This is a genomic window from Ruegeria sp. BI11 (assembly GCF_056538005.1).
Genome location: NZ_JBQFSM010000002.1, coordinates 348297 through 363446, shown reverse-complemented (window position 1 = coordinate 363446; position 15150 = coordinate 348297). Strand labels below are relative to the sequence as shown.

Here is a 15150-nt window from a genome sequence, read left to right as displayed (position 1 = left end):
GCAGATGCGAAGCCTGATTGTATCTGCGGGCGTCGCACTGGCCGGTTTCATATCGGCCAGTGGGATTGCACATGCCTGTGAATACGGCAGTTCGCCGACAGCAAAGGTTGAACAGGTGTATCCGACAGTGGACATCCTGCCCGAGAACCTGCTGCGTTTTTATATCTACTTCTCCGAGTCCATGGCACGAGAGGGGATATGGAACTCGGTCGTTCTGTTGGATGCGGACGGGGAAATCGTGCCCGGTGCGTTTATCGAAAACAAATTCGACCTCTGGTCCCCTGATGACAGGCGCCTGACGGTGCTGTTTGACCCGGGTCGCGTCAAAACCGGTTTGGTGGCACATAATACATTGGGCCGGGCACTGGAGGCAGGAAAGAGCTATACTCTACAGGTTCGCGCAAGTGCCGAGACACGCAACGGATGCAGCATAGCCAGCGACTACAGCAAGAGCTTCGATGTTGCTGACGCTGATTTCGACGCGCCTGATTTGGCCGCCTGGGAAATCATCACTCCTGCTGCGGGCAGTAAAAACTCCCTGCGCGTGGTTCTGGACGGCCCAACAGACCACCTGTCACTGGCCTACCGCATTCGGGTCAAGGATGCCGAGGGGAGTTCTGTACGCGGTACATTGCGTCTTGGTGACCAGGAACGGGAATGGGTGTTCACGCCGCAAAGCCGTGGGCCAAGGCACCACATCAACTCGAAGTGAATACAACGCTCGAAGACATCGCTGGCAACCGCCTGACCGGATTGTTTGACCGTCCAGTGGTAAAAGACGGCTTTAGTGAGCCAAGCTCCGAGGTGGAGATCCTGACCTTCACCCCGCATCTGAATTGAGAACTGACGCAAGAAAGAAAGCAAGATGATGAAACTCTATTACGCACCCGGAACCTGTGCCCTTGCTCCACATATCGCACTGGAATGGACTGGTACATCTTATGAGGCTGAACGCGTCGAACTGGGATCAGACGACTATCTGAAGATCAACCCGCTTGGCATGGTGCCTGCGCTGAAGGATGGTGATCACAGGATCATGACCCAGGCGGATGCGATCCTGAAATACATTGAGACGAAGTTCCCCAATGCTGATCTTGGTGTTGCGAAAGACCCGATCAGCCAGTTTGAACTGGATGAGGCATTGGCCTTTCTGACAGGGGATTTCCATCCGGCATTCTGGCCCTTCTTTGTGCCGGAACGGTTTACGGCCAGCACTGAAGAAGCCGCACAGAATGATGTGCGCGAGGCCGCCTACGGCCGTATTGACCGGGTCATGAACCACCTTGAGATGCTTTTGGAACGCGGCACGCATGTGGTTGGGGGCAAACGGACGATCGCCGATCCATATGCCTTTGCAATGACCCGTTGGACGGCGCACACGCCAAAGCCCTGGCAGGAATATCCCGCAGTGAAGCGGTTCATGGAGACCATGCTGGAAGACACTGGCGTCCAGAACGCCATGAAAGCGCAAGGACTGAGTTAGCCGTGGCACAGTATGATTACAATGCCCCCCAATACCATGTCGCAACACGCGACAAGGTGAGCACAGAGCTTTTGGAGGGTATCTTTCCCGCAGATCGTGCGGCTTGGGACAATGATCCGCAGTTTCTGGGCTGGCCTGCTCATCTGCAACGCTTGCACGCCTCAATATCCGAGGCCAGCGCCCGGCTGGTCGGGGGGCTGGAGGCCGTTCTGGACGAACCCGAAGGTAGCGTTCAGGAGGTGATGGGGCTGACCGGCATGAACCGTCTGGGCATTGATCTGGTTGCACATGTTTATGGGCATCACGGGTTTGAGGATGCCAATGTCCTGCCAGGTTTCCTTGGGCGGTTTCCGCAATTGTCGCGAGCGATTGATCTTCTGGAAAACGATCACATATTCCTAGACCAGGCGCTGGATCAGTCGGAATTGGTCTTTGCCAAACTTAGTGGAGAGGGCACATCAAAAGCCACGGTCGGAAAGGCGCTTGAGCAGGCCAAGGTACTGAACAAAATACTGAACCGGCACACCTATGACGAAGAGGATATCTTGATCCCGGCGGTTCTGCGTGCCTATGCCTGAGAAGCCCGAAGATATCCCCCGGCTGTTTGCCGAAGCCTGGAATGCCCGCGACGCGCATGCTCTTGCGTCCCTATTTGTAGAAGACGCGGATTTCGTGAATGTCGTGGGCCTCTGGTGGGACAACCGCGATGACATCGAACGCGCGCATCGCTATGGGCTGAAGACGTTTTTCCGCAAGACCGAGATTGCGGCGCGGCGTGTCAAGGTGCGGCTGGTCAGTGACGATTTGGCTATCATCCATACGCGTTGGAAACTGGAAGGACAGCTTGATAAACAGGGGCGACGTCTTGATGCCCGTTTTGCCATCATGGTGTTTGTCGCGCAGCGAAAGCACTGCGGTTGGGCCGTTCTGGCCGCACAAAATACCGACATCGTACCAGGTGCAGAAACCAATGTCGTCAGTGACGGCGAGATGAGAGCCGTAGACTATCGAAAGTAGGGCGAATATTGACAGTCTTTGCTCAAGAGTTATCGAATGATGGTCAACAAGAGCATCGCAGACAGTGGCCAGTCCATAACCCGAAGTCCGCCGAACCGCCAATTTCGAACAGAACTAAGTGGTTTGGCGCCACGGAGTGGCTATTCAATGGCCGCTCTAGCGGTACATGTTGCTTCACGGCAAGAACCATGCCGAGCCCGCGAGTGTTTTCTGCGTCAGCAAAGGGCGGGTTTGTCCGCAGATTTCCTGTTCGGATTGCACGTGATTTCGCGTCTGCGGCGAATGGCAGGAATGCGGGCTGCTACCGCAGCATCTCGATTGGGTGCTGGATGTCGGCTCTGGGCCGCCTGCGTGAACCGTTATTGGCAGGGCAGGGACCCTTTCTGCATCGGCCCCGAGGTCCTTTGTGAGCCCACTTCTACCGATGCTGCGCGTTGCTCGAACGTCAGCTTTGCGTTGAGCATTCTAGGTGCGTTGTCAGGCTCATAGATTAAATCCAGAAACTGGTTCTAATGGTTCTGACCCACTGGAGTCCCAGTACTAGCTGCCATTTCGAAAGCGTTGCAGTGTCTGCGGATAATTCGATGGAAAACTCCAGACAGCTTCGCCCGGAGCACGCACAAGCCCGCGCGCTTGAGGATCTCGGTCTGTAAGCAGAGAAATGAACAGGTCACTGCTGGCCCAGGGCGAAGACCGAAAGTACCAATGCCCGTTTCCTGTATCGGCTGCTTCGGCCTCGGTCACATCGATGATATGTAGGGTTTTCATCTCAGACAGTCGGCGCTGGAACAGAGACCCATTTATTGCTTCATCGGAAACCTGACCCAGACGGTCGCGGCCGAAGACCAACCGTGACATCGCCAGCGCTGAATCGGTCTGCGATTGATAGAGTGTCACACCTATAACGGCATCCAGAAGGCCGTCTTCAATTGATTGCAAGAAATAGCTTCGATCAAGATCGCTGCTGATCAGGATCAACTGCCCCAGCCGCGGCTTTGGCCCAGGCCGCAAAGCAATCTGATAGGCGGCTTCAAATGCGAGCCTTGAGCCTGCGCTGTATCCTATAAGGTGAATGCGCCGGGCGTTGGTGTTTGCCGACAAGTATTCGACAAGAGAACGCAAATTGCGGCGCGTCGCCAATGCAGATTCCTGATCCCGAAAATACGCCAAGCGATTGGGTGTAGCGGGCCAGTTGTAGCTGATGAAGGCGCCCTGATAGCCCAGAAAGTGTTGCAACTCTTTGGAGACAAGGGTCGAGTAATCAAAATCGACATTGTAGCCATGGACATAGATGAAAATGTCTTTGTTGCGAGAGGCTGCAAGGTGATCGTCAATCCATTGGGCAAACCGAAGTCCGGCTGCCTTCATCTCCTTTTGCGAAGGTGGATCGTTCATGTAGCGCGTGACACTGAACGGCATGACACCAATCTCTTGTACGTCAGACAAGCTGAGCGTGTAGTCCTTAGCGCGGTCGCGCGTCATGGTAACGTGGCGAAGCTTTTTCAACGTCGCCAATGGGGGGTTGCTTTGCACTTCGGCAATGCCGGTACGCAGAATGTGACCGCGCTCATTGTTGTAATAGGCTTGTGGGTCGCCGGGAACCGCGGGCAGCCGATCTGTAGCGTAGAATAGCTGCGAACGCTGCACGAAATTGTCTTCCGTGATGTCCTTGTAAGGGTCAAAAGCAGCCTCGGCATAGACCGTTGGGGAGGGCATCAGTTCAATTTCGTCATAGATGTTTGGCCCGCAGGCAGCGAGGACACAGAACGAACACACGGTTGCCGCAGGCAAAGCTCTGGCAATCAGTCGCCTCGTCGTTCCTTTTCTGAATTGCCTTTGTCCGACTGTTCGCATCCGGCTGCAATTGTCGGTCCCAAGCATGTCGGCACCGCTGCTCGCGCCTTGGCGCAACTTCGATATTACAGACCTGTTTGTGTTCGGCATGGCCGCCTTTCGCATAATGCCCTTACTCAGAAGCTGTAGGTCACACCCAACACGGGTCCGAATTGTGAGAGCTTGAACCTGCTGTCAACTTCACCTTTGTCGACCATGATGTAGCGATAACCTGCGCGCAAATTCCACTTTGGAGCGATCGCATAACCTACCGTTGCCAAAAACTGTGCGGTTTCGCGATCTGAGCGAAATCCACCATAGTCGGCCAAGGCAACGGCCGACCATCGGTCATTGATCTGATACCGGATACGGGCCGCAATCAGAGGGTCTATCCAATCGTCGCTGGCACTGGAACTTGGTGCCGGGGTGGGGCCGCCGACCAGAGTGATCGTGCTGCTCGTCTCAAACCAGCGAAACCCGCCACCGAGATCGACGGCCAGGTTTTGGTCTTGATAGGCCGTGTAAGCGGCATATCCACTTAAAAACTGCGTCTTCAGACTGGTTTCAGCGCCACTGAACACCGGGCCGGGAGTGTCATTGTCAAAGGACAGGTCTGTGCGCATGTAGTCCGCGATCAGCGACCACCGGCCACTTCGCGCTTCAAGTGTACCCATGAATGCCAGATCAAGGTTTTCAACCGCTTCACTGAAGCTGAGTTCCGACTCCAGCGATCCAATGGTTGTCTTGGTGTCCGCCGCGTAGATGTAGAAGCTGCCGGAAAAACTCCAGTCGCAGTCCTGTGCCACTGCTGTTGATCCGCCGGGCAGCATCGTCGCCGCAACCAGAAAACTGCTTGCGATACACCGTATTTTTAAGCACGCCATGGCCCGCTCCCCCCTTTGCCTATCCCGAGTTCGAGGCGCGGCAAAAGATGGGCCGCGCCGTTGTCCTGTTACGTTTCACAATCGCATTCGACCGGGTCGAGTATCGGAACAGATGCCTTAACGCTATTCATTTCACGGGCGCGAAACTCTGACGGTGTTTGACCCGTCCATTTCTTGAAGGCCCGTGTCATGGCCGTCGCGTCAGAGTATCCCAAATGATCAGCGATATCGCCCACCGACAATTCAGACTTGGAAAGCAGATGTTTCGCCTGGTCACATTTGGCTTCGATGACGATGCGCGACAGTGATGTCCCATAGACAGCAAGCCGTCGGTTGAGAACCGCGCCTCGAAAACCGCATGCCTTGGCGAGCGCCGTAGCCGACAAGTCCGTGCGCCCGACCCTTGAGTTGGCAACGCTTTGGATCGAACTCAACAAGTCTGTAGGTACAGGGTTTTTTTCGTCCTGAGTGGTCAACACGTACTCGGTCGCGGTTCGGTTAACCAGTTCAAACAAAAGCCAGGCACTTGGGAAGCGGATGGAATACCCGTCTGAGCCCGCACCTACCGCCCGGATACCGTAGAAGTAAGACGGGAGCAGATCAGGACGGTTCACACGCACAAGAACCTTATTTGCTTCCCAACGCTGACCTGCGGTTTCATGCAGCAACGTAGCCCATCGGCTGATCTGAAACGCATCCATATAGGCGGGCGAACAGCATGGCGTGAACCTGCGTTTGGCGGACAGCACGGCGAACTCTCCAGAGACATCGAGTGTCATGGTGACCGCGTTTGTGTTGTTTCCCGCATGAACGCAAAACCTGGCAATGAAATCGGCCAGCGACTTTGCTACGCGAAAGGCCTGTCCGAATGGGGATGCAACGGTCGGATCTGAAGTTTGACCAACAAGTGCTGGAAAGTCTGGGGATGTCTTTTGTGCGACGGCTTCAAACACGGCATAGACAGTGTCGTGCGGAATGAAACAACTCGGAGCGTTCAATTCCGAGAAGGATAGATCGAATTCCGCTAGGAGACTTTCTACAGATTGACCGGATTCTTGAAACGCAAGCAAAAGCGGCACGATAACCCGCCCGCGTGTAAGCGGCGGTGTTCTGTGTTGAGCATGTGCGTCATGCCCTGTCATCATAGCTCCTTAAGACCCCGCAATTGAAAGGTCGGGCACGTCAAGCATAGACCAGCGCGGCTCTGTGTCCCTGACCTGCGTCAAAGCGGAAGTCACTTTTTGAGGTAAAAAAGTCAGGTGCCCGCTGGTAGGGGCTCAATCGAATTGAACCACGCTACCCGCAGAGAGTGCGCTCTAAGAGATTGACATCACCACACGAATAATAGGACCGCCGTCGGGTCAATATGCAAAGAGAGTTTCTAGTTGTTGGCCGAAACGCTATCGCTACCTGTCATTTTTAACCAGTTTTCGGAAGCGGTCGCTCCAATCTGTCAGGGCATACATTCGAACTTTGTGGTTTGTTGGAGAGAGATGGCCAAGGCTCCAATTGTAGCATTTTAAAAAACAACAAAATGAGAGGCGTGAGAATGCGCTTTTGATCAGGTGCCGGGACCATCAAGCAATGCATTTCTGTAATTGGCTAGTGGAGCGGGCAAACTATGAATCTCACGCACAAACGCTGGAAACTTGCTGCTTTAGCTGTCCTGATTGGAAGCACAGCGACCGCTCAGAGCTTTGATACCACGGTCGATGCACTTGCTGAGACATACGAAGTGCCCATTACCATAAACAACTTTGTTCGGGCTGCTACAGACAATGAACTGAAGACGTACAATGGCCTGGCCGGAGGCGTAAATCAGTTCTTTCACTTCAAAGAACCCACCCCCATCGACAATCAGCCCACCATTCGGATGAATCGCGACACACTCTACAGCGTTGCGGTTATTGATATCAGCCAAGGCGCAACCTTGACTCTGCCCGATGTGGGCGACCGATACATGACGACGATGGTGGTCAATCAGGATCATTTCATCAATGAAGTGTTCGACGGTGGCGGTGTGTTCCAGCTTGACATGGGTACATTCCATACCCCCTACGTACTTGTTTTCATGAGAATACTGGTGGATGCCGAGAGCCCCAAGGATGTTGCGGCGGTCAATGCAATTCAGGACGGGTTCACCATTGATGCTGCCTCCGCAACGCCCTTCGAAATGCCCAATTACGACGCGGAGAGCTTTGAGGCGCTGCGCCAAGCCGCAATTGAGCTGGGCAGGTTCGCCACAGACAGCGTCCGGACTTTTGGTAAGGCAGATCATGTAGACCCATTACGCCATTTCCTTGGCACAGCAGTCGGCTTTGGTGGGCTGCCAGAAGACGAGGCCTTTTATCTTAATATCGAGCCCGGCCTGCCGCTTGGGGAATACAAAATCCAGGTCCCGGCGGATGTGCCAGTGAACGCATTCTGGTCCGTGAGCCTTTATAATGCAGACGGGTTTTTTGAACTCAATTCCCTCGACACGTATGTGGTCAACTCGGTCTCAGGCACCAAGAATGACGATGGCAGTGTGACCGTGCACTTCGGCGGTTGCAACGACGGACGTGTGAACTGTCTCCCGATCATGGATGGCTGGAACTATGCCGTGCGCCTTTATCAGCCGGGCCCAGAGGTCATCGACGGAAGCTGGGTCTTCCCCTCCGTAGAACCCGCAAACTGAACAACAGGATGCTTACGATGAAAAAGCTTCTTCTGACAGTCGCGCTTACACTCCCGACAGGCGTTTGGGCCGAAGACATGGTCGATGTGACCGTCGACACCCTTGTGCGCGCCGAGACAGATCACATGTTTCGGACCAACATGGCCAATCTCGGCCTCGCTGTTGGCGAATTGGGGCATATGCGCGAAGCCACCACACCGGATAACCAGCCCGTCATCCGCATGAACCAGGACACGCTCTACTCCGGCGTTCTGCTGGATTTGAGCGAACCCGTCGAAGTGACACTGCCTAAAGCGGATGGCCGCTATATCTCGATGCATGTCATCAATCAGGACCACTTCATGTATGCCGAGGCAGAGCCCGGCACGTATCAAATCACACAGGAAGACCTTGGTACGCGCTTTGGTTTCATCGCGTTTCGCACATTCGTCGATGTGACTGACCCGGATGATATTGCCGCCGCGCAAGCGGCACAGGATGGAATTGTCGTCAGCGGCGGTGGAACGGGCCCGTTTGACGCGCCCAACTGGAACACCGAACAACTTGCCACTGCGCGTCAGGCGATAAACGATTTATCCTTGCTGGGCACCGATTCAGCCCGCGCCTTTGGCAGAACAAAGGACGAGATTGATCCGGTTCAGTTTCTGGTCGGTGCGTTCTCGGGTTGGGGCGGTCTTCCGCCTGAGGCCGCGATCTATCTGTTGGACGCGGTCGATCAGAATGACGGCGAAACACCGCATGCGGTAACCGTCAAGGATGTGCCGGTTCGGGCGTTCTGGTCGGTGACTGTCTATAACGGTGACGGCTTTCTGGAAGCCAATGATCTGGGCGTAAACAGCTACAACGGTTACACAGCCGAAGCAGCAGAAGACGGCTCGGTCACGTTGCATTTCGGTGGGTGCGACGATGGCCGCGTGAACTGTCTGCCGATCACTTCGGGCTGGAACTATGCGATCCGCCTTTATGAGCCGGAGGATGCAATCCTGAACGGCAATTGGACCTTCCCGAAGTTGGAGCCGATCAACTAGGCCACTCGCCCAACCTGCATTTCAAAAGGAGTACACGGCTATGCGTCGATCCCATACTCTTATGGGGCTGCTTTTTGCAGCCAGTGCCGGAACCACAACCGTTGCAGACGAGGCATCCGATCTGGCCCAGGAACTGGCCAACCCGCTTGCGGCAATCGTCTCGGTTCCGTTTCAATTGAACCATGATGAAAATCTGGGCGTCTCTGATCAGGGCTCGCGCACCACGCTGAACTTTCAACCAGTCGTGCCCTTTCAACTGAACGATGACCTTAACCTGATCACCCGAACTATCATTCCTTACATCTGGCAGGAAGACGTTGTGCCGGGCACACGCCAGGAGGGGTTCGGAGATATCCTTTTCTCTGCGTGGTTCTCGCCAATCGGAACCGGGGACATAACGTGGGGCGTGGGTCCCGTTGTGCGCTTTCCAACCTTTAGCGACGTATCGAGTGATACATGGGCTGCTGGGATCACCGGCATTGCACTGCGACAGACCGGTCCGTGGACCTATGGTGCGCTGGCCAATCATCTGTGGGATCTAGAAAGCAACCCCGACACCCCCACGAATGTGAGTTTTGTCCAGCCCTTTCTTGCTTATTCCACCGAAGGCGCGTGGACCTATTCGCTGCAAAGCGAAAGCGCCTATGACTGGGAAACTGATGCCTGGGCTGTGCCTATAAACGCTTCGGTCTCCAAGCTGGTCCAATGGGGGGCGCTGCCGGTCAATCTGCAAGCGGGGGCGGGCTATTGGCTCGAAGCGCCCGAAGTGGGTGCCGAAGGCGTTCGCTTGCGTTTGCAGGCTCAGGTCGTCTTGCCCAGAGGGCGCTGACGTTTGGCTGAAGAACTTTTTATGAAACGTCGAAAATAGGGAGGTCTTGATGGCCGATCAGATGCAACGCAATGCGCAAGCGCATGTCGAGCTTGACCCTGACCATTAGGATCTGATTGTCAGAAGCTGCAATCGGCTCATTCGACACGCCGTTCGGGTGATGTCTTTGTTCATGGTCGTTGTGATCGGATTTGCCGTCATCGACGCCGGTTACTCGTTCTACATCAAGCTTGTAAGTCCACCGGCCCTGATTCTTGACGTCAGTGTTCTGTTGGAGGTTTTTGCGGCCGCGCTTGTTGTGCTGATCGCTATCGAGATTTACACGAATGTCACGCTCTACCTGACGGCCGATGTCATACATGTGAAGCTGGTAGTTGCAACTGCCCTGATGGCCGTTGCCAGAAAGGTCATTACACTCGATACGACGGACCTGGAGCCGCTTTATTTCGTTGGGTATTCTGGACTCGGTCTGGCGTTTGGTGTCACGTATTGGTTGCTGTGGCGTGGCAAGTAGATATTTCAAAGGACGCCTGTATCGACGCTGGCATAAGCGAGATCGCCGACATTAGTGTTTTTTTGAAGCCGCAATCGCCTCCTTATTCAGCCAAAGAAGAAACGCTCGAAAATCTTAAAGAAATCCGGAAGCAGACCTTGGCACCTGCCCGGTGAAAGTTCCCTTTGTCCCGCAACCTGTGAGTTTGTGCAGCGCCAAAATTTGCACTTGCAGCGAATGACCGGAATGCGGGCGCGGTCGCAGTGTCTCGACCAACCGGTGAAAGGCAGCTATGGGCCGAGTAACTCACGGAAGAAAGGGTAGGGACCCATACTGCGGGGCTTCCGAGGTCTGCTAGTTGCCCTTGAGTACTTCACCAATCAAATGGTTCATAACCTCCTTGTAGACCTCCGGATCGCCCCCATAGGCGATCTCAAGAGCGGCGCGATCAAACGCGGCCGACAACAAATTAGTCAAAGCATCGATCTGTTTTGGTGAATGCTTAGGAAGAGCCCGCGAAAGCCCTTCACGAAGTTCCTCTGTTCCATTGGCCCGGGTCAACGCGACAGCGGTGCTGTGCCCTAATACCGCTGGGGCCTCTTCCATCAGGAGGCGCACCCGACCTGGAACCAACATCGCATCAAAAAAGGCATTCGATCCTGCCATCATGGCCTGTTCGGGATCGGCCACATTGCGCGTTTCCTGGTCAATATGGTGTGAGATTGCTTTGGCCTCCTCTTCTGCGACGGCGCGGAAAAGGTCAGCCTTGTCCTTGAAATGATGATACAGCGCGCCGCGGGTGACGCTGGCTTTACGTACGATGTCTGGGGTTGCAGTGTCGGCAAATCCCGAATCCACAAACAATTTGCGGGCAGCCTCTACGAGTTTGGCACGCGTTTCGGCGCGTCGGTCTGCCTGGCTGCGTCGGGCGGGTTTTTCTGGGGGCAAATTTAACGGCTCCGAATATCACTACAAGCACCTTACATACATCTTGCATGTATTTGCAAATTGATGATACATACAAAGTGCATGTAAGTTAAGGAGATCAAAAATGCGTGTCACTCAATATTATCCGGTCATTCAGTCTGAGACGGTTTCTGAGACGGCAGAGTTCTATAAACGTCACTTTGGCTTCCGCGCAGCGTTCGAGGCGGATTGGTATGTGCATCTACAAAGTGAAGCGGATCCGTCGGTCAATCTCGCGATCGTCCAGTCGGACCACGAGACGATCCCGGAGGTTTCCCGCGGTGCGTCTAAGGGCATGATCCTCAATTTTGAAGTCGAGGATGTCGACAAAGTGGATGAACGACTTCGGTCGGAAGGAGTTCCGGTGGCAAAGTCACTTGTGAGCGAGCCGTTTGGCCAACGCCATGCGATATATCGCGATCCAAACGGGGTACTGATTGATGTTATCACTCAGATCCCACCCTCAGAGGAATTCCTGTCTCAATATGCAGCCGACGCGGTACCGTCGTAATTCAGGGTGCCGGATGGCCAGGTTGGTTCGAAGCAGTTGGAACGATTTGCCCGCGTGTAAAGCGACCAATTCTGGACAGATCAGTGGCCTTTGCCGAGTTGGCCACCTTTGGTACTGGGGCGGCCTTATTATCTGTGCCCATGTTCGAACGCTACACCGAACACGGCCGCCTGATACAACCCTTCAGTGAAGCCGTTAACGCTGGTAAATATTGCTTCGCCTAGCCTTCGGATCGCCCCGCAACGGATGCTATGGGTAAATTTGCAGAATGGCTGACCGCCAACGGAGCCACTGAATTAAGTGATTTCACGGACCAGAACCGCGCAAATTGATCTGCATCAATATTTGGACCGCAAACGAGAGTTATGGCGAACGGAAGCAGTTTGGATGAAGTCGCGGTGACAAAAGAAAAAGTTGGCCGAGTTGTCTGGCACGATCTTTTCACGCCTGATGTGGAAGCTTCCAGGTCATTTTACGAAAGCGTGGCAGGTTGGAGCTATATTGTCGAACACGCCACAGATTTCGCATGGGGCGGCGGCCATCGAGATTTTGTCCTCGCCACTCTCGATGGAGAGGCAGGGGCCGGGGTCGTTTCTCAAAATCAGGTGTCCTTTGAAGGCTGGATTCCTTATATTGAGGTCGAAGACGTAGATCAGGCTGCCAAGCTCGCCGCCCATCTCAAAGGATCGGTAGTGAAACCGCCCTTTGAAGTTCCAGGGGTTGGTCAGAACTGCCTCTTGCGTGATCCGCTTGGCGCGTTCTTCGGTATATCTGTTTCGCGTCACGACTATCCTGTCCCCGCTCGTCAGTTTACGCACGAACACTACCTATCTCGCGGCGGCGCATTCCCGGACAACTTCTACCACCAAATGTTCGGATGGAATCTCTCACCTGCTAGAAACGTACCTTCGTCACAGAGACTGATTAGTTTGAATAAGGACGTGTTGGCGATATGTGCAGCGGAACCTGCAGCTCCCAACAACAACGTTGCGTGGGCGCCGGGTGTTCGCGTCCAATTTCTCGAAAACGCGCTCAGCAAGATCAACTCAGGCTCAGGTTCCGTGCTTGCTCGTCATCAGAAAAATAAAAATACTTTTGAGAAGGGTCTGGTATGCGATGCAACTGGGGCATTGTGCTGTGTCGTCCAGAATTGATGCTCGGTCGCAAGGTTCGCAGTCTATTGTCTATAACGGCATCCTCAAGTGGGTCAAAAATCTCAAATCCGATCTTGGTGCTAGCTTTCGCAATCGCAGCGAATACAGGAAAGCGTGCCGCTACCGTCGTGTAAGAGAACTATGCTTAAGGTTCGGGTTGGGGCGATCGCACTTGATAGTTGTTGGAATTGCACACATACAACATCCTGATGAGAGTCGGCGTGGATTGGGTTTGTGAAGTAGGGCCGGCTAATCGAGAAATTCGTCGATGGTCGAGGCGACATCAACCGCGGTTTTTACATCGGACATGCTGGTGTTCTCAAAGGCGCTGCCGCTTTCAACACCTGGCCTGAGCCTCTCATAAATGGATAGGATTTCCTCTTCCAGTTTGGTCGGCTTTTCTTCGGACCAGCTGGCCTTGGTTTTTGCGATGTCCGTTGCGAGTTTCATAAGATCAAGGCGCTGAGGCAGAGTTAGCATTGGTTGGTTCCGGGTCTGTTTGCGATGTCAGGACCAGCCTACGCACAGTGGTCGAACGGGCAGAGTGAGTCACCGTTAAATTCCTGACGGCCGGACCTCAGTCCAGCGCCCCGGTTGCGCGCAGCGCCTCAGTCATTTTCTGTGAGATGTCAGATGGCACATGCCAGATCGCGTAGAGCGTCTGGATAAAACGGTCAACATCGGGAATGTTGGTCTTCAGGGCCAACAGGGTTGAATCCAGGTCGGCGTCCGGTTCCGTGTAAGGGATGCACATAAGCTCAAGCACTTCAGAACCATTCCACATGCCACCACCGACTTTGCGCGCCGCTGAACGCGCGCCGCTGTAATCATCTTTCATGAAACAGATCAGGAACGTGCTTGCGTGGTACCAGCCGGGCGGGTTGGGGCTCAGCTCGATCGCGCGGGCGCTCAGTCTCGCGGCCTGTTCAAGATCGCCGCGCAACGCAAAGCAGGCCGCCAGATCGGCCAACATGTCTGGATAATTCGGATTGGCCCGCAATGCTTTAGCGGCCGCTTCTTCAAAGCTTTCGAACTCTCCACGATGAAAATGGGTCAAAAACAACGCGTGCTGGCCGGTTGCGTTCAGCGGATCCAGAGCGACCGACCGCTGTGCGGCCTCCAGCGCGCGATCAAAGGGCGGGGGGGACTTGCGAAAATTGAACCCGCCGCGCAGTTCGTCGCCGTAGACAATCGCGAGCATCCCCCAGGCGCCGGCATATTCGGGATCAATCTCAACGGCGCGCTCCAGCAGGTCGCGGACCTTCTTGTGTTTTTTAACCGTGGGTTCACGCCAGTATTCGGTGGCCAGCAACCTGCACTGATAGGCATCCAGCGTGTGCGTCTGTGCCCTGCGCTGCACTGCACCTGTTCGATGGATCACTCCGTGGGGTTCCGCGATTTCCGTGGCGATCCGGGCGGCGATATCGTCCTGAATTTCAAATAGGCTGTCCGCGCTCAGGTCGCGGTCATAAGTGTCCGCGGAAACCTGTTGGCCGGTTTCCGCGTCAATAAGCTGGGCGGTGACGCGCAGCTTGTTGTCCCAATGTCGCACGCTGCCTTCGACCAGATATTGGACGTCGAGTTCGCTTCCGACCGCGCGCGGATCGCGGCCGCGGCCGCGAAAGCGAAAGGTGACGTGCCGGGACAGCACGCTCACCTCGCGAAACCGGGCGATGGCCGAGATGATTTCCTCGGTAAACCCATCGGCCAGATATTCCTGCGACGGGTCTCCGCTCAAGTTGTCAAAGGGCATCACGGCCACCGCGACCCGTCCGGTTGCCGCCGGGGGCGTTTCGGCATCGGTCCGGCGTTCGGGGTCAAACGCGATCTCAAAAACCGGGGCGTAGGACCCCTTGGGAATATGTATTCGAACCGGGTCCTCGCGCCCTTCCTGAGCGTAATAGAGATCCAGCCGGCTGCGCATTTTATTGGCCTGAACCCGAACGATCGTGTCGATGGTGGGGTCGAAATCCTCGGGCTTGTCGAAAACGTCAATGCCGATTGCATAGCCTTTCAGCGTCTCGGACCGACCCGCTAGCGCTTCGCCGACAATATGCGACAGAAAGCGGTTCAGGCGCGTGGTATCCGCGAAATGCGGACTGACGAGGACGCGCTTCAACTGTTCCTGAATAGCGCTTGGATCGATGGCAGAGCTTACTTCGGCAAGCATGTTTCCCTCCGTCGCTCAACTTTGTCCGATGACGGGCCGCGTCACAAGACAACCCGGCGGTTTAACCGTGACTCACTCGGATGCGGGCCGTGGATCTGCGAGGGT

General features: G+C 55.0%; 16 protein-coding genes. 10 read left to right on the top strand and 6 right to left on the bottom strand.

Annotated features, from left to right (window positions below; genetic code table 11):
• The first annotated feature begins 4 nt into the window (after window positions 1–4).
• From ACR0DT_RS06605 to ACR0DT_RS06590, 4 genes are all read left to right on the top strand, one after another.
• Window positions 5–712, top strand: coding sequence for a hypothetical protein (locus tag ACR0DT_RS06605; protein WP_480709957.1), 708 nt, complete (start codon window positions 5–7; stop codon window positions 710–712).
• Between the two features lie 153 nt (window positions 713–865).
• The gene (locus ACR0DT_RS06600) at window positions 866–1483 is read left to right on the top strand and encodes a glutathione S-transferase family protein (protein ID WP_480702783.1); all 618 of its coding nucleotides are present in this window, start codon (window positions 866–868) and stop codon (window positions 1481–1483) included.
• Between the two features lie 2 nt (window positions 1484–1485).
• The gene (locus tag ACR0DT_RS06595) at window positions 1486–2061 is read left to right on the top strand and encodes a hemerythrin domain-containing protein (protein ID WP_170689473.1); all 576 of its coding nucleotides are present in this window, start codon (window positions 1486–1488) and stop codon (window positions 2059–2061) included.
• A complete protein-coding gene (locus ACR0DT_RS06590) occupies window positions 2054–2500 on the top strand; it encodes an SgcJ/EcaC family oxidoreductase (protein WP_480710280.1) in 447 nt (148 codons plus the stop codon). The genes ACR0DT_RS06595 and ACR0DT_RS06590 overlap by 8 nt, the downstream gene beginning before the upstream one ends.
• A 540-nt stretch (window positions 2501–3040) precedes the next feature.
• Here the strand turns inward: ACR0DT_RS06590 and ACR0DT_RS06585 are convergent.
• From ACR0DT_RS06585 to ACR0DT_RS06575, 3 genes are all read right to left on the bottom strand, one after another.
• On the bottom strand, window positions 3041–4216 hold the full coding sequence (locus ACR0DT_RS06585; protein WP_170400931.1) for an alpha/beta hydrolase: 1176 nt from the start codon (window positions 4214–4216) through the stop codon (window positions 3041–3043).
• A gap of 254 nt (window positions 4217–4470) precedes the next feature.
• Window positions 4471–5217: an outer membrane protein gene (locus ACR0DT_RS06580; RefSeq protein ID WP_480709956.1), complete on the bottom strand. Its 747-nt coding sequence runs from the start codon at window positions 5215–5217 to the stop codon at window positions 4471–4473.
• Window positions 5218–5285: 68 nt separating this feature from the next.
• Window positions 5286–6359 (bottom strand): AraC family transcriptional regulator, encoded by a 1074-nt coding sequence (locus ACR0DT_RS06575; protein ID WP_170717657.1) that lies wholly within the window; start codon window positions 6357–6359, stop codon window positions 5286–5288.
• 479 nt (window positions 6360–6838) lie between these two features.
• On the opposite strand from ACR0DT_RS06575, the gene ACR0DT_RS06570 reads away from it, so the two are divergent.
• From ACR0DT_RS06570 to ACR0DT_RS06555, 4 genes are all read left to right on the top strand, one after another.
• Window positions 6839–7894, top strand: a complete 1056-nt coding sequence (locus tag ACR0DT_RS06570) for a DUF1214 domain-containing protein (RefSeq protein WP_170431627.1) — start codon at window positions 6839–6841, stop codon at window positions 7892–7894.
• A 17-nt stretch (window positions 7895–7911) separates the two neighbouring features.
• The gene (locus tag ACR0DT_RS06565; protein ID WP_170717655.1) at window positions 7912–8922 is read left to right on the top strand and encodes a DUF1254 domain-containing protein; all 1011 of its coding nucleotides are present in this window, start codon (window positions 7912–7914) and stop codon (window positions 8920–8922) included.
• Window positions 8923–8962: 40 nt separating this feature from the next.
• Entirely contained in the window at window positions 8963–9751 is a 789-nt protein-coding gene (locus ACR0DT_RS06560; RefSeq protein ID WP_170400928.1) for a transporter, read from the top strand.
• Window positions 9752–9911: 160 nt separating this feature from the next.
• The gene (locus tag ACR0DT_RS06555; protein ID WP_170738391.1) at window positions 9912–10265 is read left to right on the top strand and encodes a phosphate-starvation-inducible PsiE family protein; all 354 of its coding nucleotides are present in this window, start codon (window positions 9912–9914) and stop codon (window positions 10263–10265) included.
• A gap of 333 nt (window positions 10266–10598) precedes the next feature.
• Here the strand turns inward: ACR0DT_RS06555 and ACR0DT_RS06550 are convergent, their stop codons facing one another.
• A complete protein-coding gene (locus ACR0DT_RS06550) occupies window positions 10599–11192 on the bottom strand; it encodes a TetR/AcrR family transcriptional regulator (protein ID WP_480489031.1) in 594 nt (197 codons plus the stop codon).
• A gap of 103 nt (window positions 11193–11295) precedes the next feature.
• Here ACR0DT_RS06550 and ACR0DT_RS06545 point away from each other — a divergent pair, with 103 nt between their 5' ends.
• Together ACR0DT_RS06545 and ACR0DT_RS06540 are read left to right on the top strand one after the other, a co-directional pair.
• A complete protein-coding gene (locus tag ACR0DT_RS06545) occupies window positions 11296–11721 on the top strand; it encodes a VOC family protein (protein WP_170728043.1) in 426 nt (141 codons plus the stop codon).
• Between the two features lie 365 nt (window positions 11722–12086).
• Entirely contained in the window at window positions 12087–12875 is a 789-nt protein-coding gene (locus ACR0DT_RS06540; protein WP_480529211.1) for a VOC family protein, read from the top strand.
• A 249-nt stretch (window positions 12876–13124) separates the two neighbouring features.
• Here ACR0DT_RS06540 and ACR0DT_RS06535 read toward each other — a convergent pair whose 3' ends face one another.
• Both ACR0DT_RS06535 and ACR0DT_RS06530 read right to left on the bottom strand, forming a co-directional pair.
• Window positions 13125–13355: a hypothetical protein gene (locus tag ACR0DT_RS06535; protein WP_480489035.1), complete on the bottom strand. Its 231-nt coding sequence runs from the start codon at window positions 13353–13355 to the stop codon at window positions 13125–13127.
• Between the two features lie 97 nt (window positions 13356–13452).
• The gene (locus tag ACR0DT_RS06530; RefSeq protein WP_170683955.1) at window positions 13453–15045 is read right to left on the bottom strand and encodes a tetratricopeptide repeat protein; all 1593 of its coding nucleotides are present in this window, start codon (window positions 15043–15045) and stop codon (window positions 13453–13455) included.
• Window positions 15046–15150 lie beyond the last annotated feature (105 nt).

Coding starts and splice junctions, on each gene's coding strand:
- ACR0DT_RS06555 (WP_170738391.1), top strand. CDS start 9,912: ATGTCTTTGTTCATGGTCGTTGTGATCGGATTTGCCGTCATCGACGCC.
- ACR0DT_RS06565 (WP_170717655.1), top strand. CDS start 7,912: ATGAAAAAGCTTCTTCTGACAGTCGCGCTTACACTCCCGACAGGCGTT.
- ACR0DT_RS06575 (WP_170717657.1), bottom strand. CDS start 6,359: ATGACAGGGCATGACGCACATGCTCAACACAGAACACCGCCGCTTACA.
- ACR0DT_RS06580 (WP_480709956.1), bottom strand. CDS start 5,217: ATGGCGTGCTTAAAAATACGGTGTATCGCAAGCAGTTTTCTGGTTGCG.
- ACR0DT_RS06540 (WP_480529211.1), top strand. CDS start 12,087: ATGGCGAACGGAAGCAGTTTGGATGAAGTCGCGGTGACAAAAGAAAAA.
- ACR0DT_RS06560 (WP_170400928.1), top strand. CDS start 8,963: ATGCGTCGATCCCATACTCTTATGGGGCTGCTTTTTGCAGCCAGTGCC.
- ACR0DT_RS06585 (WP_170400931.1), bottom strand. CDS start 4,216: ATGCCCTCCCCAACGGTCTATGCCGAGGCTGCTTTTGACCCTTACAAG.
- ACR0DT_RS06570 (WP_170431627.1), top strand. CDS start 6,839: ATGAATCTCACGCACAAACGCTGGAAACTTGCTGCTTTAGCTGTCCTG.
- ACR0DT_RS06535 (WP_480489035.1), bottom strand. CDS start 13,355: ATGCTAACTCTGCCTCAGCGCCTTGATCTTATGAAACTCGCAACGGAC.
- ACR0DT_RS06590 (WP_480710280.1), top strand. CDS start 2,054: ATGCCTGAGAAGCCCGAAGATATCCCCCGGCTGTTTGCCGAAGCCTGG.
- ACR0DT_RS06545 (WP_170728043.1), top strand. CDS start 11,296: ATGCGTGTCACTCAATATTATCCGGTCATTCAGTCTGAGACGGTTTCT.
- ACR0DT_RS06600 (WP_480702783.1), top strand. CDS start 866: ATGATGAAACTCTATTACGCACCCGGAACCTGTGCCCTTGCTCCACAT.
- ACR0DT_RS06605 (WP_480709957.1), top strand. CDS start 5: ATGCGAAGCCTGATTGTATCTGCGGGCGTCGCACTGGCCGGTTTCATA.
- ACR0DT_RS06530 (WP_170683955.1), bottom strand. CDS start 15,045: ATGCTTGCCGAAGTAAGCTCTGCCATCGATCCAAGCGCTATTCAGGAA.